Genomic DNA, 22,896 nt, shown 5'->3' with positions numbered 1-22,896 from the left:
AGACTTTATTACGAATATTTCGTAATTATACGAAATATTCGTAGATATATGGAAAAGCTGACGCAGCAAGAAGAAGAGGCCATGCAGGCGATATGGGCATTGGATGGCGGCTATATCAAATATTTTCTGGAGCAACTGCCGGAGCCTAAACCGCCTTATACCACACTCGCCTCCACCGTGAAGAACCTGGAGAAGAAAGAATATGTGGCAAGCGAAAAGCAGGGAAACACCTACCGCTACACACCGCTCCTGAAGGCAGAGGACTACAAGAAGAGGTTTATGAAAGGCTTTGTGGATGATTATTTCAAAAACTCCTACAAAGAGTTGGTAGCCTTTTTTGCCAGGGAAAAGCAGATTAGCGCCGAAGAGTTGAAAGAGATTATAGATATGATCGAAAACAAAAACCCGGAATGACATGCCAGCGCTGATTCTATATCTCCTGAAAGTAAATGTGGCGCTGGTGCTTTTTTACCTGGCCTACCACTTCGTGCTGCGGCGGCTCACCTTCTACACCCTCAACCGGCACTTTCTGTTATTCGGCGTTGCGTTCTCAACGGCCTATCCTTTCATGGATGTGTCCGGGCTAATGAGCCGGCACCAGGACCTGGCAAGCGCCTATATAAACACAGTGCCGGTTTGGGTGACGGCGCCCGCCACACAAGAAACAACTCTGGCATTTGATTATTGGCAGATTCCTGTGTTCCTGTTCTGGCTTGGCACAGGGGCGATGGCAATCCGGTTGCTGCTTCAGTTTATATCCCTTTATAAAATCCGTGCTGCCTCCGAGCGTGCAAGCTATATGGGCATCCATTTCAGGCAGGTCACTCACATCACACAGGCTTTCTCTTTCTGGCAGGCCATCTACCTGAACCCGGCGCAGTTCACAGCGGCGGAGTTGGAGTCGATACTGCGGCATGAGCAGGTGCACGTAAAAGGCTGGCACACGCTGGATGTGCTGCTGGCAGAGTTGAACACGGTGTTATACTGGTTCAACCCTGGTGCGTGGCTCATGAAAAAAGCGGTAAAGGAGAACCTGGAGTTTATTGCCGACCAAAAGGTGATTTGCGCTGGCGTGGACAGAAAAGCCTACCAATACCTGCTCCTGAAAGTAGTGGGTGCCCCAGAGCCGCAGCTTGCCAATCAATTCAATTTCCCGCCACTAAAACGAAGAATCACTATGATGAACAAAATCCCAACAAATAAGGCAAACCAGTTCAGGCTGCTGATAGCGTTGCCACTGGTTGCCGTTCTACTCCTCGCTTTCAGAGGAAATGCACAAAGTGCAGAAGAGTTAGCTCAGAACGATTCCATATATATGGAAGTAGAAGAGCAGGGTGTAATTTCGGTGCAGAAGAATGACGCTCAAAACCTGCCAAATGACTATAAAGCTTTTCTAAAACGTAATCCTGATATTATTGCGCTATACTGGGTGCCTAAGACTTTAGACGGAGATGATAAATCTATTGCGCGAATAGTTATTGAACGTAGCGGAGTTGTTGAAAATTACCACTTGAATAACAGAGATGAGGTAAATGTTGCAGAAAAAAAATATGGTCAACTGCCCAAAGCACCTATAACATCATCAATAGTCAACACTATAAGTTCCTCCAAATCTATACCCTCAGCACTACAAGACGGGGAGGGGACATTTATTTTTATACAAGAAGAAGACAGTTATTACAAAAACAATTTACCAGAGGGCTACAAGGCTTTCTTAAAACGTAATCCTACTATTAAACAAGTAGGCTGGAAGCTTTCCGGTAATAATGAGTTTAACCTTCAAACATTCATCATTTACTTAAAGTCGGGCATTATGGAGGAATACAATTATAATGGGAAACTCCATTTACCATCCGTAGAAGCCAAATACGGAAAACTGCCTGTTCTACCACCTCCTCCTCCACCCATGAAACAAGCCAAAAAATACTCGCCGCCAATAATAAAGCAATTCCAAAAGGAGGAGACGCCATATATTCCAGACGAAGCCAATCAGACAGCAGACTACAAAGCCTTCCTGAAACGGAACCCTGATGTGAAACAAATAGGCTGGACACTTAGAGATAAAAGTGAGAATAAGATGCGTTTCATCCATATATACCTAGAATCCGGGGCAGCAGAAGTGTATAACCTGTACGACAGGAATAATGTGGCGACAGCCGAAAGCAAATACGGCAAACTGCCCACGCTGCCACCTCCCCCGCCGCCCGTAAAGCCGGAGGACAACTAACCTATATAAAAGCATTGGGGCGAATGGACCAGTTGGTCCATTCGCCCCAATGCTTTTTACCCCTAAACCTATATATCCCCTGCAATGCTTACTATTTACTTGTTACACAGCATATTTCTTGCAGGCTGTTGCATATACAAATATTAACTTCTATCTTTGTGTCCATTTTTCAGAGACTGAAGAACAGATAAATTAAATAAATAAATCGCTTACAACCACCAAGAATGGACCATTTAAGTTACAAAACCCAGTACCTCAACAAGCAGTCGGCCAACAAGGGCTGGGTGATTGTGGATGCCGGGCAAGGAAGCCTGGGTCGCGTGGCATCGGAAGTTGCCAAGATCCTGAAGGGCAAGCACAAGCCCTCGTACACGCCTCATGTAGACTGCGGAGACAACGTGATCATCATCAACGCCGATGACACGCGCTTCACGGGTCGCAAGTGGGACCAGAAGTACTACCTGACACACACCGGCTACCCGGGCGGTCAGAAGCGGACTTCTCCACGCGAGCTGAAGGCGAAATCGTCTACGCTGTTAGTAGAGCGCGCCGTGCGCGGCATGTTGCCAAAAAACAGATTGGGCAGCGAGCTGTTCCGCAATCTGCACGTATTTGCTGGAAGCGAGCACCCTTATGCCGCGCAGCAACCAAAAGAACTAACCCTCAATATTTAATTTAATGGAAGTTATCAATACATCTGGTAGAAGAAAAACCTCGGTGGCTCGTATCCACATGACGGCCGGGCAAGGGAATATCACTATTAACGGTAGAGATATCAAGAATTACTTCCCGAGCGAAGTACTTCAAACTATTGTGAATCAGCCGTTCAAAACCTTGGACTCTGTTGGCAAATACGACGTAAAAGCCAACTTAAAAGGTGGTGGTGTAAGCGGCCAGGCTGAAGCACTTAGACTTGCTATCTCTAAAGCACTGGTAGTTGAGAACGCCGAGACTAAATCAGCTCTCCGCAAGGAAGGTTTCATCACACGCGACCCTCGCATGGTGGAGCGCAAGAAGTTCGGTAAGCGCAAAGCGCGTCGTTCGTTCCAGTTCAGTAAACGTTAATATTAAAGGTGTATCAACAACATGGCAAGTACTAATTATAAAGAATTACTTGAGGCTGGTGTTCATTTTGGCCACCTTACCCGCAAGTGGGACCCGAAGATGGCTCCGTACATCTTCATGGAGAAAAACGGAATCCATATCATCGACCTGAACAAGACGCTGGTTGCGCTTGAAGAGGCTACCGCCGCTATCCGCAACATCGCGAAGTCTGGCCGTAAGATTTTGTTCGTGGCTACCAAAAAGCAGGCGCAGGAAATTGTGGCAGAAGAGGCCAAGCGCCTGAAGATGCCCTACGTGACCGACCGTTGGCTGGGTGGCATGCTCACCAACTTCGCCACCGTGCGCAAGTCGCTGAAGAAGATGTCGACCATCGACAAGATGATGAAAGACCCGGAGCAGTCGAAGGCCCTTGCAAAGCGCGAGAAGCTGATGCTGTCGCGCGAGCGTGAGAAACTTGACCGCGTGCTGGGTGGTATCGCTGACCTTTCGAGACTGCCCGCTGCCCTGTTTGTGGTGGACGTGAAGCGCGAGCACATTGCCGTGAAAGAGGCTCAGAAACTGAACCTGCCGGTATTCGCCATCTGCGACACAAACTCAAACCCGGATCTGGTAGACTTCCCGATTCCTGCAAACGACGATGCGTCTAAGTCAGTAGCCCTGATTGTATCGCTGGTAGGCAAGGCAATCGAAGAGGGCTTGTCTGAGCGCAAGGTGGACAAAGAGGAAACGGAGCGCAAGCGTTCTGAGGAAGAAGGCATCAAAGCGAAGCAGGAAGCCGACGAGCAATAAGCCTGAGGTTTATATAGATTATACCAAACTGAACATTGGGCTACAACTGCTTCAATGTTCAGTTTGTTTTAGGGCTTTTTGAGAGACGTTAGACTTTAGACGTTGGACATAAGACTCGATTGATACTCGTTCTGAGCCGTTCACATTTTGTTTGCTTCTCCTATCCCCCATATAAAATTTCTAATTTTTAATTCGTAATTCTTAATTATAAAAAAATGGCTATTACAGCACAAGACGTTAACAGACTACGCCAGGAAACTGGTGCAGGTATGATGGATTGCAAGAAGGCGCTGACGGAAGCAAACGGCGACTTTGAGGCAGCGAAAGACATCCTGCGCAAGCAGGGGCAGAAAATAGCAAGCAAGCGCGCCGACAACGTAACTTCTGAAGGCATCGTGCTGACGCAGGTGAGCGCTGACGGCTCTAACGGCACCGTGGTAGCGGTAGCCTGCGAAACAGAGCCCGTTTCGAAAGTGGAAGATTTCCGTAACCTCGCCCAGGCTGTTCTGCAGGCTGCTGTTTCCTCCAAAGCTGCTTCTAAAGAAGACCTGCTGGCTACCCCTCAGGCCGATGGCCGTCCGCTGCAGGACCACATCACCGACCTGATGGGAAAAATCGGTGAGAAGATTGATGTGGTAGCTTACGAGACTGTTTCTGCCGAGAAAGTAGTTGCTTACAACCACTCCAATGGCAAGTTGGGTGTGCTGGTAGGCCTGAAAAACACAGGCGGCAATGATGTAGAAGAAGTTGGTAAGGATGTGGCCATGCAGATTGCCGCCATGAAGCCAATTGCCCTGGACAAAGACGGCGTGGATGCCGCCACCATTGAGCGTGAGATCGAGATTGGCAAAGAGCAGGCCCGTGCCGAAGGCAAGCCAGAGGCCATGCTGGAGAAAATCGCACAAGGCAAGCTGAACAAGTTCTACAAAGAGAACACCCTGCTGAACCAGGAGTTCGTAAAAGATTCTTCGCTTTCCATCGCCCAACTGCTTGACAAGACAAGCAAAGGCATGACCGTAAGCGAGTTTAAGCGCGTAGCTATTGGTTAATCATATATAACTTTGCTCATATATAAAAAGCCCGCTGAAAAGCGGGCTTTTTTGCTTACGCATTCTCACCCATTCCGCCTCACCGTCGATACAAACGCATCGCGCATATCCGAGAAACGGTTCAGAGCGGCCTCCAGGAACTTCTCGTCCAGCAGATCCTTGGCCCCCTGGTCGCCCATCACATCCATCTCGCTGATTTTGTAGGTCTGCTCAAAGTCGGCCTTTTCCAGTTTAATCAGGTATTTCCCATTCCAGGCCATCAGCGTGACCTTCATATCCGGGTTTGGTATGTCTGCTACTGTTCTCATATATGTCGTGTTTCGTTTTTAGTGTTTCGTGTGTCGCCCCACCCTGGGTAATGGTGCAATTTACAGCGCCTCCTCCTTAATGTCGATGCCCATGAGTTGCATCAGTTTGCTGGCGTTAAAGCTGCGGCAAATGCCCTTGGTCAGTTTATAATCAAATATGATTTCATCCCCGATAATGTCGCTGTTGAAGCTGTAGTTCTGCACGCTCTGTGGTAACTCCTCCTCCATGGCACCCAACTCCAGATCGTGTGTGGAGATGAGGCCGGAGGCGTTGCGATGGTGCAACTGCCGGATAAGCGACATGGCCCCAATATGGCGGTCGCGGGAGTTGGTGCCTTTCAGGATTTCGTCGAGCAGGTAAAAGACGGGCTCCCCCTGCTCGGTCAGCTCCAGGAGCATGCGCAGGCGCTTCAGTTCGGCATAGAAAGAGGACGTGTTCTCGGCGAGGTTGTCGGCGGTGCGCATGGCGGTATATACCTGCGCCGGGGCCACCCGGAAACGCTGGGCGCAAACCGGCGCGCCCATCAAAGCCATCACCATATTGATGCCTACGGTGCGCAGAAAGGTGGTTTTTCCCGACATGTTGGAACCCGTTATCACCATGGTGCGGCCCGCGCCTGCCGTCTCAAAATCGTTGGCGACGGGCCTCACGGAAAAGATGAGCGGGTGCGCCAGCGCAGTGGCCCTTAGTTCGAATGGCTGCTGGCTCAACTGCGGAACGGCGTAGCCGGGATGCGCGTGCTGAAAAGCAGCGATGCTGGCCAGCGCCTCGATTTCCGCCAGCCCCTCCAGCGACGTTTCGAGCTGCTTCAGGTACCTGTGCTTCCACTGCTCCAGCCGGTACATCCAGATGAAATCCCACATTAGAATGGCATTCAGGAAAAAGGCCATCAAAGTGCTGAGGCGGTAGGAGAAAAAGTCGATGATGTTGGCCAGCTGGTGCAGGCTGGCCGAGGCCGTGGTGCCTGCCTGCTGCAGCCCCTGCCGCAGTTGCTGTAGCCTGGGCGCTGTAAACGTGTGCTTTTCTATATGCCGCAACTGGCGGGTGTAGCTGCGCATGGCTTCATAGATGCCGATGCTATTTTCATAGTACTCGTCCCGCTCCAGCCGGAAGCGATGCGCCACGCCGTACTGCACCAGCAGGAAAGCCACCGCTATCCAGCCGCTGTAGCCATATAGCCAGGCCACAATAGCCGCCACCGTCAAAACGGGAAGCACCAGCAGCAGCACCTTCACCCATGGGTGCTGCCTGTAAAAGGAGGCACCGGAGAGCCAGGCAAGGAAGCCACTGGCCGGTTCCTGGTCGTGCTTGTAGTGCATCGGGAGGGCCAGCGAGGCCTGCAGCCAGTCCAGTTGCTGCGGTTGGGCCAGTTCTGCCACCGCCTCCTGCCGTTGCAGCACCTCTGCCGGGGCAGCGGCCACCTGGAGCCACCCCGCCAGCCGCGCCTTGCCGATGCTGGTGACGGAGCGGTTCATCAGCTGAAAGAGGGAGTTATGTCCGAAGATGTCGAGGTCTGAGGTGTAGGGATGGTGGCTATCTATATAGGCATCGCCGCCGTCAAACTTGCTTAGCCTGCCTTGCAGTCGCTCCACCTCCTGCTCGTTCACGCGCCGGAGCAACAGCAGTTGCCGGTACTTGAAATCGAGGCGGCTGTGCCAGCGCAGCACCACCACGAACAGCGTATAGCACAGCAGCACAGCCACCCCGCCAGCCAGCTGGTTGCCCTGGCTGAAAAAGTACCAGGCCGTTGCCACGCCGCCCAGGAACACACCTACCCGCAGCCACGACACCAACCCTGATTTGGAGGCGGCGCGCTTTTCCTTTTCGGCAAAGGCCCTGGCGCGGCTTACATATAAATCTTCTCTTTTTTCGCTCACAGAATCTTTTGTTTTGAATGCCGCTACCCCTGCTCCGGCACACCTATAGTGGCAATGCACTTGAGCTCGATGGCAATGGGCGTAGGCAGGCTGTTTACCTCCACCGTGGTGCGGCAGGGCTGGTTGTCTTTGAAATACGCGGCGTAAATCTGGTTATATATACCGAAGTCGTCCTTCATGTTCGTCAGGAACACGGTAACATCCACTAAGTTTTCCCAGTTGGAGCCAGCCTCCTCCAGTATATAGCGCACATTCCGGAACACGGCATGGCACTGCGCCGCGATGTCGTAAGCCAGGATGTTGCCTGCCTCGTCCAGTTCCACCCCCGGTATCTCTTTCCGGCCCCGCTCCCGCGGCCCCACGCCCGACAGGAACAGCAAGCTGCCCACGCGCCGCGCATGCGGGTACGGCCCGACTGGTTCCGGGGCTTTGGAAGAATGGAGGGGCTGGGATGCTTTCGCCATATCCAAAGATAAACGATAATACGGATTATCCCCCCGCTATATGCGAAAAGCAAAGGAGCCGGCAAACTGCCAGCTCCTTTGTTCTCTTCAAACAAACTATTTGTAAGCCTATTTCGTGAACTTTACTTCCCCATATTTGGAGTTGATGCTCACCAGCCCTTTGGGGGAGGCGCCCCCAAACTCACCTTTGTACTCGGCGGAGGTGTGGTCTCTCTCCAGCGAGGTAATGTTGACCAGCGACTTGTCGTAATTGAAATCAGCGAACTGCACGCTCACATCAAAGTTAAAGGCGGTGGTTGGAGCAAAGCCCAGGCTAATGGGCGTGAAACCACTGTCAAGGGCTATCTTCTGAATATTCCGGCTGATGTTGTCCACCTTGAAGGAGCCGTACTTCACTTCCATCTCCATTATCTCGCCGAGGCTGCCTAATTTAAACTCACTGTAGCTGGAAGTCCCGTGCAGGTTGTTCGCTTCCCCCACATTCATATCAGCATAGGCGATGTCCATGCTCCCGCCGTTTATAAAATTGCAGGAGCCCGAGGCATAAGCCAGCTTCACGACGTTTCTGGTGTTACTAAGCCTGTCGCATCTGAACGAGCCGTGTTTTACGTTGATGTTCGCCTTGCCACTTAATGCGGCTATATATACATCCCCGAAAGTGTTCTTCACCGTCAGCGGGTTTTCCTCGGGCATGCTGATGGTATAGTTCACCTCGAAGCCTTTGTTGTTGTGCCCCGAGACGCGCATCGGCTCGATGCTGGTCCGGAAGGATATCGTGTTCCCCTCGCGGACCTGGGCCACTTTTATCTTGTCGAGAATCTCCTGGGCCTTTCCATCCGTACTTGCGCGGGCAATGATGTTCACCTTCACCTGTATCTCATTTTTGTCCCAGGTATTGATGTGCACCTTGCCGAACTTGTTCTCGATGTTGAGCATATCTGCCCGGCTCACCTTGAAGGTCTTATCGATGGTCCTGCGCTTTTCCGCATCATAGGCAGTGGCATCGTCTTCATGTGCTGCCTCCTGTTCCTGGTTAGGCGCGCCTGTTTGGGGTGGCAGCATCGCCAGCATGGCAGGCCGGGGTGCTGCAACGGGGGCGGGTGAGGCCGCGGGGCGCGGCGCCTGCGCCATGGCAGGGGCCAGTACCGTAGTGGATGCTATGGTGAGCAGAAGCAGGCGGCGTAGAGAGTTATACATTCGTGGTATCATATTTTGTAGGTTCTAAGTCAGGTTCTGTGTTAGATTGGTTTAACTTCTGAAGTACTTCCAGTTGGCGGTTCAGCACCCGGATCCGTAGCTGCAGGTTCTGGATCATGGCACTCATTATCTCATCGGTGTTCGGGTTGGTATAAAGTTGCTTTTTCAGTTGGATGTAGCTGCTGTCGAGGCGGGCGAGTTCTGCATCAATTTCCTGCTGCCCGTCCAGGCCCAGCACCTTCAGGTCGTATTCGCTCAGTTGGCTCTTCTTTTCCCTGATCTGGCTCACGTAATAAGCTTCCACCTCTGCCAGTTCCGGCGCGATGCTGGTAGCCGCAGGCTGCGTCATGGCCAGCATGTTGCCGCTTTGTGGGGCATTCTGTTTCATCAGGAACAACGTGAGGCCACAGCCCAGCAGCACAATGGCCGCCGCCACCCGCATGAACAGCAGGTTGGCGCTGAAGCTGGCACTCTCGCCAAACCTGATGCTGATGACTTTCGCCTCCTTCCGCTTCTCCGTCAGATCCGCGCAGATGTGCTGCCACAGCTCCGGCCGGGGCTCAAACACATCGAACTCGTCCCGATGCTCCTCCGCAAACTTTTTCAGTTTATCCTCCATGGTAAATCTTATTCCTATATCCTTTTATATATCAGACCGCGAACTGCGGCTCTCTCATAATCTCCAATAGCTTTTTGCGGGCCCGGCTGTACTGCGATTTGGAGGTAGACTCCGTAATGCCCAGCACCTCCCCAATCTCGGCATGGTCATAGCCCTCCAGCAGGTACAGGCTCAGCACCACCCGGTAACCGTCCGGCAGCTGCTGTATCGCGCGGCGCACCTTCTCCACCTGCCACTCCGTCTCGTCTTCGTGCGCCTCGTCAGCTATTTCGCTTACTACACGCTCGTCCAGGGGCACCAGTTCGGAGCGCCGCTTGCGGATGGCGTTGATGGAGGCGTTGACGACAATCTTTTTGAGCCAGCTCCCGAACGAAGCCTCGGCTTTGTAGGCATGCAGGTTCTTGAAGGCGCTCACAAATGCGTCCTGCAGCACGTCCTGCGCCTCGGCATAATCGTTGGTGATGCGCATGCACACGTTGAACATGGCCTTGGAGTAAAGCTTGTACAGCTCATACTGGGCTCTGTTGTCGCCGCTTTTGCAGCGGTCAATCACGTGGTGATTTACGTCCTGATAACCGAGTGTCTCCAAAGTGTTCTATTTTAGCGGCTGCAAATTATCCGCTGCGCTTACACGGCTTTTTATCCTGCTTTCATCCTCTTCCCTTACTTACACTATAAAGACATCCGGGAAAAGGCAAGGTTGCATGCGTTCGCAAAATATTTTTAAGCTATTTTTCGTTGGCGGCAGTAGCTTCTGTTTCCACAGCATGATGTGTATAACACAAAACACACGCATTTGCTTCGGCAGCATGCCTTTATGACTTCATATATCCATTTTAAGCATGAGCACAATATTAGATTGAAATATAACAGCGGGCTGTCATTCTGAAAGTTCTGAATTCCGAACCTGATTCGGGGAAATTTGGCAGAAGAAGAGGCCCCTACCCCGGAGGTTGAGCGTATGCGGCTTGCCCACAAGATCCTTTCAGGATGACAACATAGCGTAAACTTATTCTGTCCTTGTATTTATATATAAATACGACTGCTTATCGCTGCTCCGCCAGCCCCTGGGATTCAAAAAAGGACTGGCGCTTTCCACATATCCACATACAGGCTATGCACATTTGTGGATAACCAGCTGCGCCGGTACAAGCCAAACTAAAAGAGCCTGCTCTATATATAGAACAGGCTCCCATAAATTAAAGCAGCGCCCACAGGCCTCACAGTGTCTATAACCAATCAGACAGTCACAGGTCTGTTAGGCGCTGTGAGGTCTTTTTGTTAATCCATGACCTTGAACTGAATGCCCTGCGCCAGGGGCAGGTCGCGGCCGTAGTTGATGGTGTTGGTCTGGCGGCGCATATATACTTTCCAGGCATCGGAGCCGGACTCGCGCCCGCCGCCTGTGTCTTTCTCGCCTCCGAAGGCCCCGCCGATCTCAGCCCCTGACGTGCCGATGTTCACGTTGGCGATGCCGCAATCGGAGCCCCAGTGCCCCAAAAACGCCTCCGTCTCCAGCAGGCTGGTGGAGAAAATAGCCGACGACAAGCCTTGCCGCACCCCGTTCTGAATCTCAATCGCGCTTTCTACCTCGCCACTGTACTTCATCAGGTACAAAATCGGGGCAAAGGTTTCTTCCTGCACCATTTCATAATGATTCTCCGCTTCCACGATGGCAGGCGTTACGTAGGTGCCGGTTTCGTAGGTTGCGCCGCTCAGCACGTCTCCACCTGTCAGCAGATGGCCGCCTTCCTGCTGCACCTTTGCCAGCGCCTCTTTAAAGGCCGTTACCGCGTCCGTGTCAATCAGCGGCCCTACCAGCGTGGTGCTGTCGAGCGGGTGACCGATGGGGAGGTTGGGGTATATCTTCAGGAGGCGTTCCTTTACCTGCTCATATATGGCTTCATGTACAATCAGGCGGCGGGTGGAGGTGCAGCGCTGGCCGCAGGTGCCCACGGCACCGAACACAATGGCGGCAATGGCCATGTCAATGTCGGCGTTTTCGGTCATGATGATCGCATTGTTGCCGCCAAGCTCCAGCAGCGACTTGCCGAGGCGGGCGCCCACGGCCTCCCCCACTTTCCTGCCCATGCGCGTGGAGCCGGTGGCAGATATGAGCGGCACGCGGTCGTCGTGGCTCATGAGCGCTCCGATCTCCGCATCTCCTACGACGAGGTTAAAAACGCCTTCCGGCAAACCATTCTCCGCCAGCACATCGCGGAGAAGGTGCTGGCAGGCGATGGCTGCGAGCGGCGTTTTCTCGGAAGGTTTCCAGATGACCACGTCGCCGCACACGGCCGCCAGCATCGCGTTCCAGCTCCAGACGGCCACCGGAAAGTTGAACGCGGAGATAACGCCTACAATGCCGAGCGGGTGGTACTGCTCGTACATGCGGTGCTGCGGGCGCTCTGAGTGCATCGTGAAGCCGTGCAGTTGCCGCGACAGCCCTACGGCAAAGTCGCAGATGTCTATCATCTCCTGCACCTCGCCCAGGCCCTCCTGCAGAATCTTGCCCATCTCATAACTCACCAGTTTACCCAGCGCCTCCTTGTGCTGCCGGAGCTTGTCGCCTATCTGCCGCACAATGTCGCCGCGCCTGGGGGCTGGCACGCTGCGCCATGCCTTGAAGGCCTCCTGCGCCGCCTGCACCACCTGGTGGTAGTCCTCGGGCGTGGCCATATGCACCGTGGCGATCAGCATGCCATCGGCCGGTGAATGAATGCTGCGGGCAGTGCGGCCCTCCTCCCCGCCCCAGCTTTGGCCGGTGCTGTAGGCGGGGTTGTGCTCTTTTATGCCGAGCTGCTGCAGCACATCGCTTATCTCCTTGTTCATCGGAAGCGTATCTATGGTCTGTTTCATATGCTTATGTCTTTTTAGTAGCTTAAAAGTGGGGTCTTATACCAACTCGCATGCAGTGTTTTATAGAGGTACTGTCTAAGCTGCCGTAGTTGTTAGTTCATCCAGTGGCCTCAAACCTACTGTTGTGTCTCTTCTGTATTTGCTCTCCAGGCCAGAGGCCTCGTCTTCGGGCATCGCGCCGTGTAGCTGAGCCTGCCCTCGCGCTGCTTGGGCTGCTGAGCAAGCTCAGCACCGGAACATCTCCAAGGCGCTCAACCCAAAGACTGGAAACTCATTCACTCCGTGCCAACATATATGCATAGCTTATTTATAGAAGGAGCTTTAGGCAATTTGGTATTATATAAATCTAAAAACAAAAAAGCTTCTGCAAGGTTGCAGAAGCTTTCTGTAGGCGCCAGCCATATATGGCTGTTTATTCTTTTCCGATGGGGTAGTACGCCTTCAGGCCGTCCGGGTAAACCCCCGCGATGTATACCACGCCGCTGTCGAAGTTCTTCAGAAGCTTCTCTACATCGGCCGGTTTCTCCACCGGGTACTTGTCAATCTTGGTGATGATGAAGCCGTCTTTCATGCCAGTTTCACGGAACTCGCTGTCGCGCACGCCTGTGATTTTGGCACCGCCGCTTATACCGAGCTTGGCCATTTCCTGTCTGCTCACCGGCTCAAAAGTTGCACCGTCGAATGTCACGGGCTCTGCCTTGCTGCTTTTCACAAGCTCTGTGCTGTTGTTCAGGTTCTTCAGCGTCACGTTTGCCGTCTTCTGCTTACCGTCACGCATATAGGTCACTTTTACCTTATCGCCGGGTCGGTAGCGGGCTATCTGCTCCAGCAATCGGGATGATTTTTCTACGCTTACATCGTTGATCGCCGTAATCACATCCCCACCCTGCAGTCCGGCTTCTTTGGCGCCGCTGTTTTCCGTTACATCGATAATGTACACGCCGCTAAGGGTCTTGATGTCCTTTTCTTTGGCCAGTTCGGCGCTTATCTCGCTGATTCTTGCCCCAAGCAATGCCCGCTGCACTTCCCCGTACTTCAGCAGGTCGTCCACCACCTTGCTCACGATAGAGGAGGGCACGGCAAAAGAGTAGCCCGCGAAAGAGCCCGTCTGGGAGGCGATGGCCGTGTTGATGCCTACCAGGTCACCGTTCAGGTTCACCAAAGCGCCGCCTGAGTTGCCGGGGTTCACGGCGGCATCCGTCTGTATGAAAGACTCGATGCTCATGTCGTTGGCGCTGGTGCGCAGGATGTTGATGTTCCGGCCTTTGGCGCTCACGATACCGGCTGTCACCGTGGAGGTAAGGTTCATGGGGTTGCCCACCGCCAGTACCCACTCGCCTACCTGCAGGTCGTCGGAGTTGCCGTAGCGAACGGTGGGAAGTTTATCGGCGTCCACTTTTAGCAGGGCGATGTCTGTGCTGGGGTCCGTGCCCACGAGCGTGGCCGTCAGGCGGCGCTTGTCTTCCAGCACTACCTCTATCTTATCAGCCTTGTCGATGACGTGGTTGTTGGTAACGATGTAGCCGTTGGAGGCGATGATCACGCCGGAGCCGGAGCCCTGCTGCGGGCCGCGCGGCACGCGCTCCCCAAAGCCGCCGTCGCCGAAGAACTCGCGCAGGAAGGGGTCCATCGGGCCGCTGTAACGGTCGTTGCCGCCGGCGCCGCTGTACTCCGTCATGACGTGTACCACAGCCGGGGTCGACACTTTGGCTGCCTTTATAAAGTTAAGGCCTTCCGGCACGATGGTGTTGCTGCTGCGCATCTCGCTGGTGTAGCGCACGCTGGGGTACTGCTGCTGTTCGGTAGAAACCACATTTTCATCCTCCAACAGCTTGTAACTGCCCACCGCCACTCCGCCGCCCACAACGGCCGAGAGCGCAACACCAAGAATAAACTGCTTCGTCTTCATGTACTATTGATTAGGCTTTTGGGTATATATCTATTATCTTATATACAATAGGGTAACGCTACTTCAGTATACGTTAGTATGCGTAAAGGAGATAAGCATCCAACCTATATCATTTAATAGCAAAGAGGAGGCCAAATTTGTGGGCCTCCTCTTTGCTGCTGCTTACTTGGCTTTGCTGTTTTCTGTGTTTGCGGTGGCTTTCTGCTCTACTGCTTTCTCCTTCTCTTTTCCTTTGCCGCCCCCGGAGGTGGATGTGACATTGATCTGGCGCTTCATGGTTTTGCGTGCGTCCTTCGGCACGTTTACGCGCAGCACACCATCCTCGAAGTGCGCCGAAATTTTGTCCGGCTCCACTTTGTCGGGCAGGTAGAACGATCTGCTGAAAGTACCGTACTGCGTCTCCATCATATGGTAGCGACGGCCGTCCTCCTTGCGCTCCAGTTTGCGTTCGCCAGAGATCGTCAGTTTACCTTCCTGAAAGTCAATGTGTATATCCTCAGCCTTCACGCCCGGCAGGGCCAACTGCAACTCAAAGCCTTGGTCTGTTTCGCTCGCATCCACGTGCGGGGTAAAGTCTGAGAGACTCCTTGTGTTCAAAGACTCGTTAAAAAACCGGTCTAACATAGAACTAAACGAACTCGGCATACTGTCCTGCATGCCATTATACCTTGTTAGTGCCATTTTATACCTCCTTTTAATTTTTGTTAACTGATGTACATCTTCAGTATAGTAAAAACTGTACCAGCCGCAACATGAAGGTATTCTATGAAAAATTGTCACTTTATATATAACAACAACAACTATATAGCTGACTGTTTTGCAGTTACCTGCTCCTAATAAGTAATACTGGCAGTGCCCGGGCTTCTGTTGAAGGTGTATTTTACCTCCAGCCCCACCACCGGCGACACGCGGTTGCGTTTGGTGGTATACCCTTCCTCCACCAGTTGCTCCTGCTCATTGTATACCGGCGGCACCAGCACGTAATAGTAGTCTGACTGGCGCATAAAGTACGGGGTGAGGCGCAGTTTTTCCGTCACCTCACAGGTCAGGTTCAGGCGGAGGCGGGTGCGGTCCACTGTGCGTTGCGCGCTGCCCGCATCTTCCGCTTCGCTGAAGTCTGCCAGCAGCAGGGCTTCGTATTCCAAACTGGGCGTGATGAACCTGTTCCGGAGCGGGAGGCGCCTGCCCAGTTCGGCGGCCAGGCGGAAACGCGCCTGCCCCTCCTGGTCCTGCTGGCTCACGTACTCGGCCAGCACCTGCTTGTTAAAGAACAGGCTGCGGATGTTGCCGTTATGGCGCAGGAAAAGGCTGTAGAAGGAGGCGGTAGGATAGTCCTCTGCGGCGTACCGGAACATGGCCCCGCCCCGCCAGTGCTCCGACAGGGTGTGTTCGTAGCCAAGCGTCAGTTCCACGCGCTCGAAGCCGCTGAGCAGCCCGCTTTCCTGCAGGTCGTTGTAGCGCCCGTCGGTGTTGAGGCGGTACTGGTTCCGGAAAAACAGCAGCCCGTCTTCGCCCAGGCCGTAGCTTAACTGCAGTTCAGGCCATATAGCGGTTGGGCTGTATACTTTGCTCTGGGCCTGTGTGAGAAAGGGCAGCGCCAGCAACAGCAGGAGGCAGCATTTTTTCATTCGGTTCCGGTTGGTTTGTTCTCCTGCGTAAGCAGGCTTATCACGCTGAAGAGGATATGGCTCTCCCACTCATCAAACTCTATTCTTTTGTTCTGACCGGGGTCCTGCCGGTTGTAGAGCGCAAAGTATTCTTCGTACTCCTTCACCGCCACATCCGGCCATTCCGTCAGTTGCCCGTCGTGCGCGAAGTATGCGCCCTCGTCCGTCAGCCACACGCCGCAGAGCCTCAGGTCCTGCTTCGCGGCGAATTCCTGCATATAGGCCTCCTCTATGTCGCTGAAGTAGTGCTCCCACATATAGTCGGTGATGCGCTCATATGCCTTCTGGTAGGCACCGTTCTGCCTGAAGTAGCTCACGAACCTGATTTTCAGGATGCCGCTTTCCCTAGTCCGTATGTCTATCCGGAAGTCGCAGCCGACGTAGAACCGGTACCATATAATCCAGCTCATGCTGTGCTTTATATCCAGTATGTCCTCTTTGCTGACCCTGGTATAACGCCCGGTATCCTTGTCTTTGTTCTCGTACTCCAGGTAAGCAGGGCTGAGGCGCAAGGCCCGTTTCCGGCCCAGCAACCCCGTGGGCAGCTGGTATGTCAGGTTTCCGGCGGCCTCCATTTATCCGAAACTATATAGCAGCCCCTAACTCCTGCAAGGCCACGTAGGCCATCAGCCCCATCCCTGTCTCCAGCGCGGCCTCGTCTATATCGAATGTGGGCGTGTGGACAGAGGATGTAATGCCACGCGCCTCGTTGCGGGTGCCCAGGCGGTAAAAACAGGCGGGCACCTGCTGCGAGTAGTAGGCAAAGTCCTCGGCTCCCATCCACAGGTCCAGGTCCACCACGTTTTCTGCGCCCAGATAGGCTTCGGCGGCGGCGCGTGCGCGCTCCGTCAGGTCGGGGTCGTTCAGGAGGAAGGGGTAGCCGTTCTTGATGTCGATTTCGCAGCTGCCGCCCATGCTTTCGCAAAGGCCCTCTGCCAGTTTCCGGATGCGTTTGTGTGCTTCTGCCCTCCACGCCTCGTTCATGGTCCGGAAGGTACCCTCTATTTTTACCTCGTCAGGGATTACGTTTGTGGCTCCCCTGGCCTCCACCTTGCCGAACGACAGCACCGACGGCACTTTGGGGCTGGCGTGGCGGCTCACGATCTGCTGCAGCGCCACAATCAGGTGGGAGGCAATCAAAACGGTGTCTACGTTCTGCTCGGGCATGGCCGCGTGGCCTCCCTTGCCTTTCACGGTGATATAGATCTCATCGGCGCTGGCCATATACATCCCCGGGCGGAAACCCACCTTGCCCGCCGGCAGCATCGGAAACACGTGCTGCCCTATGATTTGCTCCGGGGCCGGGTTTTGCAGCACGCCCTCTCTGATCATAATAGAGGCGCCGCCGGGAAACTTCTCCTCCCCCGGCTGGAAAATCAGCTTGACGGTTCCCGCAAACTCTTCCCGCAGTTCCTGCAGGATGCGGGCCGCGCCCAGCAGCGAGGCCGTGTGTACGTCATGCCCGCAGGCGTGCATCACCCCCTCGTTTCTTGACTTATATGCCACCTCATTCGCCTCCCTGATAGGTAAGGCATCCAGATCAGCGCGCAGGGCGATGGTTTTCTTTCCGGGGTCTTTGCCCTCTATCAGCGCCACCAGGCCCGTTTCAGCCATGGGCACAGGCCTCAGGCCATATCCCTCCAGCACCTGCCTTACGTAGGCAGCTGTGTTGTGCTCCTCAAACGAAAGCTCGGGGTTGGCGTGTATATGGCGGCGCACCTGCACGGCGTCGGGTGCATACAGGCTGGCAAGTTCTTTTACTTTATCTGCAGTTCGCAATTTCAGGTTTTTTAATGTTGCAATATGCTTTCCTCCCGCAGTTTAACAAACTGATTTGAAACTGCTACAGGGTAGATGTATGAAACATAAGGAAAGGTACTAAAAAATAAAAGACGCTGCGGCCAAATTAAGCCTGCAGCGTCTTTTAAAACCTTTTGCTGTTTATGCTTCTGAGCCGGGCAGTAAAACACGCCCTGATTATATATAGCTTAGGATGTCCTATGCTCTGACGGCGGCTATATATACATTCCCCGCTTATATATGGCCCGGCTCTTAGTAGGTCTTGTTGATGTTTATCTGATCCTGCACAATCTGCGCATTCGGGATGAGGTCTGAAATCTGGTTGAGCACCTGCTGCGCCTCTATGCGGCTGAAAAAGTCTCCCACCTTCAGCCGGAAGTTGGGCTGCTGGTAGGTCAGGTAGTCTTTCTCATCGGGCAGGCGCGCGATGATGGATTTACGCAGGTCCATGACTGTCTGGCGCTCGGAGCCGTTGTAGGCCAGTATCCGGTACCCCTTGGCGTACTTGATGTTCTTGTTCACGCTGGCCACCGTGTCCATCAGCACGGCCACCTTCTCGTTTACATGGTGCGTTGGCGTTACGCTGGCGGCGGGATCCGGGGCATCCGCCGCCGGGTACTTCGGGCGGTACGCGCTCAGGTCTTCCGTTAGTTCCTTTCCGGCGGTTGCTTTTTTAGCTGCACCTCCGCCGGACCTGGCCGATATGGAGGCGCAGGCCGACCCGAATACCAGGGCCAGGGAGAGGCAGATGCTAAGGAGTCTGTTCATGGGATATGATTTTTACACTGGCAGAGCAGCCTAACCTGTCGGCGCCAGCCTTGATTAACGCTTCGGCATCGGCGGTGGTTTTGATGCCGCCGGATGCCTTGATCTTCATATGGGCGGGGAGTGCGCGGCGCATCAGTTTTATATCCTCCAGCGAGGCACCGCGTGCGGCAAAGCCGGTGGAGGTTTTCACGTAGTCTGACTCTGCAGCCACACATAGCTCACACGCTTTCGCGATTTCCTCCGGCGTCAGCAGGGCCGTTTCGATGATTACCTTCAAGGCTGCCCCGTGCATATGGCAGAACTTGGCCAGGTCACCCAGTTCGTTCCCCACCTCCTCGTATTTCCCGGACTTGAAGGCGGAGATGTTCATCACCACGTCCACCTCATCCGCGCCGTCGGCAATGGCCTGGTGCGTTTCCAGGAGCTTCACTTTGGCATGCTGGTAGCCCAGCGGAAAGCCGACCACCGTGGCCACTTTCACCACGGCCCCAGGTCCCAGGCGCTCCTTGGCCAACTGCACATAGCAGGGGGGCACGCACACCGCCGCGAAGCCATAATGCCGGGCCTCGTCGCAAAGCTGCGCCACCTGCGCCGCCGTGGCCTCGGGCCGAAGTTGCGTGTGGTCTATATAGGCAGCAAGCTCTTCTGCAAGCATGTTATTCTGGTAAAAGTAAAGGACGTAAGATGAGGTCTCCCCCAGGTTACATCCTCTACAGGTTATTTGAATCTTCTGATATATAGCGGGCGCAGTGCCTGCCATATATACATTCTACTTTTCTTCCAGCAGCACGCAGCGGTTGTGCATCAGGTCGTCCTCCACTGTCTTGTATTTGACGTCCTTCAGCACGCGCCCGTCCATATACTGCACGTTCACGCGGTCGTTGCGGCCGGCCACCTTGTGCGAGTGGGCCGGCATGATTTTCTCCGGCTCCGGCGCTGGTGCCGAGGTGCGGCCTGACTGATCCTCCAGCGAGGAATGCACCTCCTGCTTCTGCTCTTTCAGCACGGGCGGCTTCGGCGCCAGCGGCGGCCTTGCGGGCTGCTGCATCTGCGGCCGCGGCGCCTGCACCGGTATATAGGCATGGAACAGGAACTGGATGGTCTGCTCGTTCACCTTGCCAATCATACGCTTAAACAGCTCGAACGACTCGAACTTATAGATCAACAGCGGGTCTTTCTGCTCATACACCGCATTCTGCACGCTCTGCTTCAGGTTGTCCATCTCGCGCAGGTGCTCGGTCCAGGCCTGGTCGATGGTGCCCAGCGTGATGATTTTCTCCATGGCGCGTATCAGCTCTGCCCCATGCGACTCATACGCCTTCGTGAGGTTCGCCACAGCCGCCAGTTGGCGCTTGCCGTCGGTAAACGGCACGGCCACGTTCTCGATCATCGGCCCGCGGTTCTGGTGTATATCCGAGATGATAGGGTACGCCTGTTCCCCGGTTTTCTTGTTCTTGTCTATATAGTGCTGCAGGGCCTGGTTGTACAGGCGCTCGGCGAGTTGGCTGGTTTGTGTGCTCCTGAACTCCTCTTCTGTAATGGCTGCCTCGATGCCAAACACGCGCAGCACATGCAGCTGGAAGTTCTCGTAGTCGTTGATGTTCTTGTAGCTCACCACCACGTCCTCGCTGATATCGTAGATCATGTTCCAGATATCCAGCTCCAGACGCTCGCCGTACAGGGCGTTGCGGCGGCGCTTGTACACCACCTCGCGCTGGGCGTTCATCACGTCGTCGTACTCCAGCAGGCGCTTGCGCTGCCCGAAGTTGTTTTCCTCCACTTTCTTCTGCGCACGCTCAATGGAGTTGGTGATCATGGAGTGCTGAATCACCTCGCCTTCCTCCAGGCCCATGCGGTCCATGAGGCGGGCAATGCGGTCAGAGCCGAACAGGCGCATCAGGTTATCCTCCAGCGACACGAAGAATTGCGAAGAACCCGGGTCTCCCTGGCGGCCGGCACGGCCCCGTAACTGGCGGTCTACGCGGCGTGACTCGTGGCGCTCTGTGCCCACAATGGCCAGACCTCCGGCGGCTTTCGACTCCGGGGCCAGCTTGATGTCAGTACCGCGGCCGGCCATGTTGGTGGCGATGGTTACAGTGCTTGGCTTCCCGGCCTCAGCCACAATCTCCGCCTCTTTCTGGTGCATCTTGGCGTTCAGCACCTGGTGCCTGATCTTGCGCAGCGTGAGCATGCGGCTCAGGAGCTCCGAGATTTCCACCGACGTGGTACCCACCAGCACCGGACGGCCTTTCTCGGTCAGCTCCACAATCTCGTCGGCCACGGCGTTGTACTTCTCACGCACGGTTTTATATACCTTGTCGTGCTCGTCTTTCCGTTGGATGGGCTTGTTTGTCGGGATAACCACCACGTCCAGCTTATATATGTCCCAGAACTCGCCAGCCTCCGTTTCGGCCGTACCCGTCATACCAGACAGCTTGTGGTACATGCGGAAGTAGTTCTGCAGCGTAACGGTGGCATAGGTCTGCGTGGCATCCTCCACCTTCACGTTCTCCTTCGCCTCAATGGCCTGGTGCAGGCCATCAGAATAGCGGCGGCCCTCCATGACACGGCCCGTCTGCTCATCCACAATCTTCACCTTGTTGTCCGGCGTCACGATATACTCCGTGTCTTTCTCGAACAGAGTATAGGCCTTCAGCAATTGGTTGATGGTGTGGATACGCTTTGACTTCTCCTGGAAATCGGTAATCAGTTTCTCCTTGGCGTGCAGTTGCTCCTCATGCGATAGCGACTTGTCGTTCTCGATGTTGGCGATCTCCATCCCGATGTCTGGCATGATGTAGAAATTGGGGTCCTCGCCCTGACCCGTGATCAGGTCAATTCCTTTTTCTGTCAGTTCAATCTGGTTGTGCTTCTCGTCGATGGTGAAGTAAAGCGGCTCATCTGCCTCCGGCATCTGGCGGGAGTTGTCCTGCAGGAAGTGGTTCTCCGTTTTCTGCATGATGGCGCGGTTACCGGTCTCGCTCAGGAACTTGATCAGCGGTTTGCTCTTGGGCAGGCCCCGGTAGGCACGGAACAGCGACAGACCGCCCTCCTGCGTGTTGCCCTCTTTTATCAGGCGCTTGGCCTCTGTCAGGAAACCGGACACTACCTTGCGCTGCGCCTCCACCAGCATCGCGATGCGCGGCTTCAGCTGGTAGAACTCGTGCTCGTCGCCGCGCGGCACCGGGCCGGATATAATCAGCGGCGTACGGGCATCGTCAATCAAAACAGAGTCCACCTCATCGACCATGGCGTAATGGTGCTTGCGCTGCACCAAATCCTGCGGCTCCCGGCTCATGTTGTCGCGGAGGTAGTCGAAGCCGAACTCGTTGTTGGTGCCGTAGGTGATATCGGCGCGATAGGCGTTGCGGCGCGCCTCGGAGTTGGGCTGGTGCTTGTCGATGCAGTCAATCGTCAGGCCGTGGAACTCAAACAGGGGGGCCATCCACTCCGAGTCACGCTTGGCCAGGTAATCGTTTACGGTTACCACATGCACGCCGCGCTTGGCCAGGGCATTGAGGTAGGCTGGCAGCGTGGCCACCAGCGTTTTACCCTCCCCTGTCGCCATTTCGGCAATTTTGCCCTGGTGCAGTACCACGCCACCTATCAGCTGCACGTCGTAGTGCAGCATGTCCCAGGTAATCTCGTTGCCGGCAGCCATCCATTTGTTTGCCCAGATGGCCTTGTCGCCGTCTAACTGCACGTTCGGCTTGCGGGCGGCCAGCGCGCGGTCGTGTTCTGTGGCCGTCACCACCATCTGGCCGTTCTCTTTCCAGCGGCGGGCGGTTTCCTTCACAACGGCAAAACCGGCGGGCAGCACCTCCATCAGCACGGCTTCGAGTTCCTTGTTGCGCTCCTTCTCCAACTCATCAATCTCAGAGAAGATGCTTTCCTTCTGCACGATGTTCAGCTCCGGCTCGTCGGCGATGCGCTGGTGCAGGGCGGCAATCTTGTCGTCGGTGGGCTTCAGGCGCTCATCCAGGGTACGCTTTATCTCCGCCGTTTTCTGCCGAAGGGCATCGTCTGAGAGGTCGCGGAGCTTCCTGTATTCTTCATTTATCTTGGATACGTAGGGTATTACCTCTTTTATATCTCTGTCGGATTTGGTTCCGAATAGTTTCGCAACGGTTTTACCGAAAAAATCAAACATCTGTATGTATCTGTTTTAGAAAAAATCCCTGGTTCACAATATCGTCAAAAGTAAGCTGTTTTTCCGACATTTCTGATGAACTGCACTAAAACAGTACCAGAATAACAGCCATATAGGGCATCTGCCAAATTTACCGACAGGGTATAT

The 22,896-nt window shown here is 54.4% G+C and carries 21 protein-coding genes; 6 read left to right on the top strand and 15 right to left on the bottom strand.

From position 1 onward, the window contains the following. The first annotated feature begins 48 nt into the window (after positions 1 to 48). The 6 genes from GSQ62_RS13820 (at position 49) to tsf (ending at position 5,130) form a co-directional block, all read left to right on the top strand. A complete protein-coding gene (locus GSQ62_RS13820; RefSeq protein WP_161890049.1) occupies positions 49 to 414 on the top strand; it encodes a BlaI/MecI/CopY family transcriptional regulator in 366 nt (121 codons plus the stop codon). A 1-nt stretch (position 415) separates the two neighbouring features. Next, entirely contained in the window at positions 416 to 2,227 is a 1,812-nt protein-coding gene (locus GSQ62_RS13815) for a M56 family metallopeptidase (RefSeq protein ID WP_161890048.1), read from the top strand. A 224-nt stretch (positions 2,228 to 2,451) separates the two neighbouring features. Continuing rightward, positions 2,452 to 2,901, top strand: a complete 450-nt coding sequence (gene rplM / locus GSQ62_RS13810) for a 50S ribosomal protein L13 (RefSeq protein ID WP_161890047.1) — start codon at positions 2,452 to 2,454, stop codon at positions 2,899 to 2,901. A 4-nt stretch (positions 2,902 to 2,905) separates the two neighbouring features. Further along, the gene (gene rpsI, locus GSQ62_RS13805; RefSeq protein WP_161890046.1) at positions 2,906 to 3,292 is read left to right on the top strand and encodes a 30S ribosomal protein S9; all 387 of its coding nucleotides are present in this window, start codon (positions 2,906 to 2,908) and stop codon (positions 3,290 to 3,292) included. 21 nt (positions 3,293 to 3,313) lie between these two features. Then, complete coding sequence (gene rpsB, locus GSQ62_RS13800; protein WP_161890045.1) at positions 3,314 to 4,081, top strand: 30S ribosomal protein S2; 768 nt, start codon at positions 3,314 to 3,316, stop codon at positions 4,079 to 4,081. Between the two features lie 215 nt (positions 4,082 to 4,296). Next, positions 4,297 to 5,130, top strand: a complete 834-nt coding sequence (gene tsf, locus GSQ62_RS13795; protein ID WP_161890044.1) for a translation elongation factor Ts — start codon at positions 4,297 to 4,299, stop codon at positions 5,128 to 5,130. A gap of 65 nt (positions 5,131 to 5,195) precedes the next feature. Here tsf and GSQ62_RS13790 read toward each other — a convergent pair whose 3' ends face one another. The 15 genes from GSQ62_RS13790 to secA form a co-directional block, all read right to left on the bottom strand. Then, a complete protein-coding gene (locus GSQ62_RS13790; protein ID WP_161890043.1) occupies positions 5,196 to 5,438 on the bottom strand; it encodes a hypothetical protein in 243 nt (80 codons plus the stop codon). A gap of 60 nt (positions 5,439 to 5,498) precedes the next feature. Further along, positions 5,499 to 7,316, bottom strand: a complete 1,818-nt coding sequence (locus GSQ62_RS13785) for a MutS-related protein (RefSeq protein ID WP_161890042.1) — start codon at positions 7,314 to 7,316, stop codon at positions 5,499 to 5,501. Between the two features lie 23 nt (positions 7,317 to 7,339). After that, complete coding sequence (locus tag GSQ62_RS13780; RefSeq protein ID WP_161890041.1) at positions 7,340 to 7,780, bottom strand: RidA family protein; 441 nt, start codon at positions 7,778 to 7,780, stop codon at positions 7,340 to 7,342. 108 nt (positions 7,781 to 7,888) lie between these two features. After that, positions 7,889 to 8,977, bottom strand: a complete 1,089-nt coding sequence (locus tag GSQ62_RS13775) for a hypothetical protein (RefSeq protein ID WP_161890040.1) — start codon at positions 8,975 to 8,977, stop codon at positions 7,889 to 7,891. Then, positions 8,970 to 9,596, bottom strand: a complete 627-nt coding sequence (locus tag GSQ62_RS13770) for a hypothetical protein (protein ID WP_161890039.1) — start codon at positions 9,594 to 9,596, stop codon at positions 8,970 to 8,972. Before GSQ62_RS13770 ends, GSQ62_RS13775 begins: the two co-directional genes overlap by 8 nt. Before the next feature lie 31 nt (positions 9,597 to 9,627). Beyond that, on the bottom strand, positions 9,628 to 10,185 hold the full coding sequence (locus tag GSQ62_RS13765; RefSeq protein ID WP_161890038.1) for an RNA polymerase sigma factor: 558 nt from the start codon (positions 10,183 to 10,185) through the stop codon (positions 9,628 to 9,630). 692 nt (positions 10,186 to 10,877) lie between these two features. Continuing rightward, positions 10,878 to 12,455 carry an L-piperidine-6-carboxylate dehydrogenase gene (gene amaB / locus GSQ62_RS13760; RefSeq protein ID WP_237586626.1) on the bottom strand — a complete coding sequence of 526 codons (1,578 nt, stop codon included), beginning with the start codon at positions 12,453 to 12,455 and terminating at the stop codon, positions 10,878 to 10,880. 412 nt (positions 12,456 to 12,867) lie between these two features. After that, complete coding sequence (locus GSQ62_RS13755; protein WP_161890037.1) at positions 12,868 to 14,364, bottom strand: Do family serine endopeptidase; 1,497 nt, start codon at positions 14,362 to 14,364, stop codon at positions 12,868 to 12,870. Positions 14,365 to 14,526: 162 nt separating this feature from the next. Then, positions 14,527 to 14,961, bottom strand: coding sequence for an Hsp20/alpha crystallin family protein (locus tag GSQ62_RS13750; RefSeq protein ID WP_237586625.1), 435 nt, complete (start codon positions 14,959 to 14,961; stop codon positions 14,527 to 14,529). 236 nt (positions 14,962 to 15,197) lie between these two features. Further along, on the bottom strand, positions 15,198 to 15,992 hold the full coding sequence (locus GSQ62_RS13745; protein WP_161890035.1) for a DUF2490 domain-containing protein: 795 nt from the start codon (positions 15,990 to 15,992) through the stop codon (positions 15,198 to 15,200). After that, positions 15,989 to 16,606 carry a hypothetical protein gene (locus GSQ62_RS13740; RefSeq protein ID WP_161890034.1) on the bottom strand — a complete coding sequence of 206 codons (618 nt, stop codon included), beginning with the start codon at positions 16,604 to 16,606 and terminating at the stop codon, positions 15,989 to 15,991. Before GSQ62_RS13740 ends, GSQ62_RS13745 begins: the two co-directional genes overlap by 4 nt. Positions 16,607 to 16,616: 10 nt before the next feature. Next, positions 16,617 to 17,810, bottom strand: a complete 1,194-nt coding sequence (locus tag GSQ62_RS13735; RefSeq protein ID WP_161890033.1) for a M20 metallopeptidase family protein — start codon at positions 17,808 to 17,810, stop codon at positions 16,617 to 16,619. A gap of 273 nt (positions 17,811 to 18,083) precedes the next feature. After that, complete coding sequence (locus tag GSQ62_RS13730; protein WP_161890032.1) at positions 18,084 to 18,599, bottom strand: sporulation protein; 516 nt, start codon at positions 18,597 to 18,599, stop codon at positions 18,084 to 18,086. Beyond that, the gene (gene deoC, locus GSQ62_RS13725; protein WP_161890031.1) at positions 18,583 to 19,254 is read right to left on the bottom strand and encodes a deoxyribose-phosphate aldolase; all 672 of its coding nucleotides are present in this window, start codon (positions 19,252 to 19,254) and stop codon (positions 18,583 to 18,585) included. The genes GSQ62_RS13730 and deoC overlap by 17 nt, the downstream gene beginning before the upstream one ends. A 114-nt stretch (positions 19,255 to 19,368) precedes the next feature. Beyond that, positions 19,369 to 22,749 (bottom strand): preprotein translocase subunit SecA, encoded by a 3,381-nt coding sequence (gene secA, locus GSQ62_RS13720; RefSeq protein ID WP_161890030.1) that lies wholly within the window; start codon positions 22,747 to 22,749, stop codon positions 19,369 to 19,371. Positions 22,750 to 22,896: the final 147 nt, after the last annotated feature.

It is taken from the genome of Pontibacter russatus, assembly GCF_009931655.1.
GTDB lineage: Bacteria > Bacteroidota > Bacteroidia > Cytophagales > Hymenobacteraceae > Pontibacter > Pontibacter russatus.
The sequence above is the reverse complement of the archived record's forward strand: the minus strand, read 5'-3'. Positions and strand labels throughout refer to the sequence as shown.

Bases quoted from the DNA above. Each gene is read 5' to 3' on its own strand.
- deoC (WP_161890031.1), bottom strand. From the start codon at position 19,254: ATGCTTGCAGAAGAGCTTGCTGCCTATATAGACCACACGCAACTTCGG.
- GSQ62_RS13780 (WP_161890041.1), bottom strand. From the start codon at position 7,780: ATGGCGAAAGCATCCCAGCCCCTCCATTCTTCCAAAGCCCCGGAACCA.
- GSQ62_RS13770 (WP_161890039.1), bottom strand. From the start codon at position 9,596: ATGGAGGATAAACTGAAAAAGTTTGCGGAGGAGCATCGGGACGAGTTC.
- GSQ62_RS13755 (WP_161890037.1), bottom strand. From the start codon at position 14,364: ATGAAGACGAAGCAGTTTATTCTTGGTGTTGCGCTCTCGGCCGTTGTG.
- GSQ62_RS13815 (WP_161890048.1), top strand. From the start codon at position 416: ATGCCAGCGCTGATTCTATATCTCCTGAAAGTAAATGTGGCGCTGGTG.
- rpsB (WP_161890045.1), top strand. From the start codon at position 3,314: ATGGCAAGTACTAATTATAAAGAATTACTTGAGGCTGGTGTTCATTTT.
- GSQ62_RS13775 (WP_161890040.1), bottom strand. From the start codon at position 8,977: ATGTATAACTCTCTACGCCGCCTGCTTCTGCTCACCATAGCATCCACT.
- secA (WP_161890030.1), bottom strand. From the start codon at position 22,749: ATGTTTGATTTTTTCGGTAAAACCGTTGCGAAACTATTCGGAACCAAA.
- tsf (WP_161890044.1), top strand. From the start codon at position 4,297: ATGGCTATTACAGCACAAGACGTTAACAGACTACGCCAGGAAACTGGT.
- GSQ62_RS13790 (WP_161890043.1), bottom strand. From the start codon at position 5,438: ATGAGAACAGTAGCAGACATACCAAACCCGGATATGAAGGTCACGCTG.
- GSQ62_RS13745 (WP_161890035.1), bottom strand. From the start codon at position 15,992: ATGAAAAAATGCTGCCTCCTGCTGTTGCTGGCGCTGCCCTTTCTCACA.
- GSQ62_RS13730 (WP_161890032.1), bottom strand. From the start codon at position 18,599: ATGAACAGACTCCTTAGCATCTGCCTCTCCCTGGCCCTGGTATTCGGG.
- rpsI (WP_161890046.1), top strand. From the start codon at position 2,906: ATGGAAGTTATCAATACATCTGGTAGAAGAAAAACCTCGGTGGCTCGT.
- rplM (WP_161890047.1), top strand. From the start codon at position 2,452: ATGGACCATTTAAGTTACAAAACCCAGTACCTCAACAAGCAGTCGGCC.
- amaB (WP_237586626.1), bottom strand. From the start codon at position 12,455: ATGAAACAGACCATAGATACGCTTCCGATGAACAAGGAGATAAGCGAT.
- GSQ62_RS13820 (WP_161890049.1), top strand. From the start codon at position 49: ATGGAAAAGCTGACGCAGCAAGAAGAAGAGGCCATGCAGGCGATATGG.
- GSQ62_RS13740 (WP_161890034.1), bottom strand. From the start codon at position 16,606: ATGGAGGCCGCCGGAAACCTGACATACCAGCTGCCCACGGGGTTGCTG.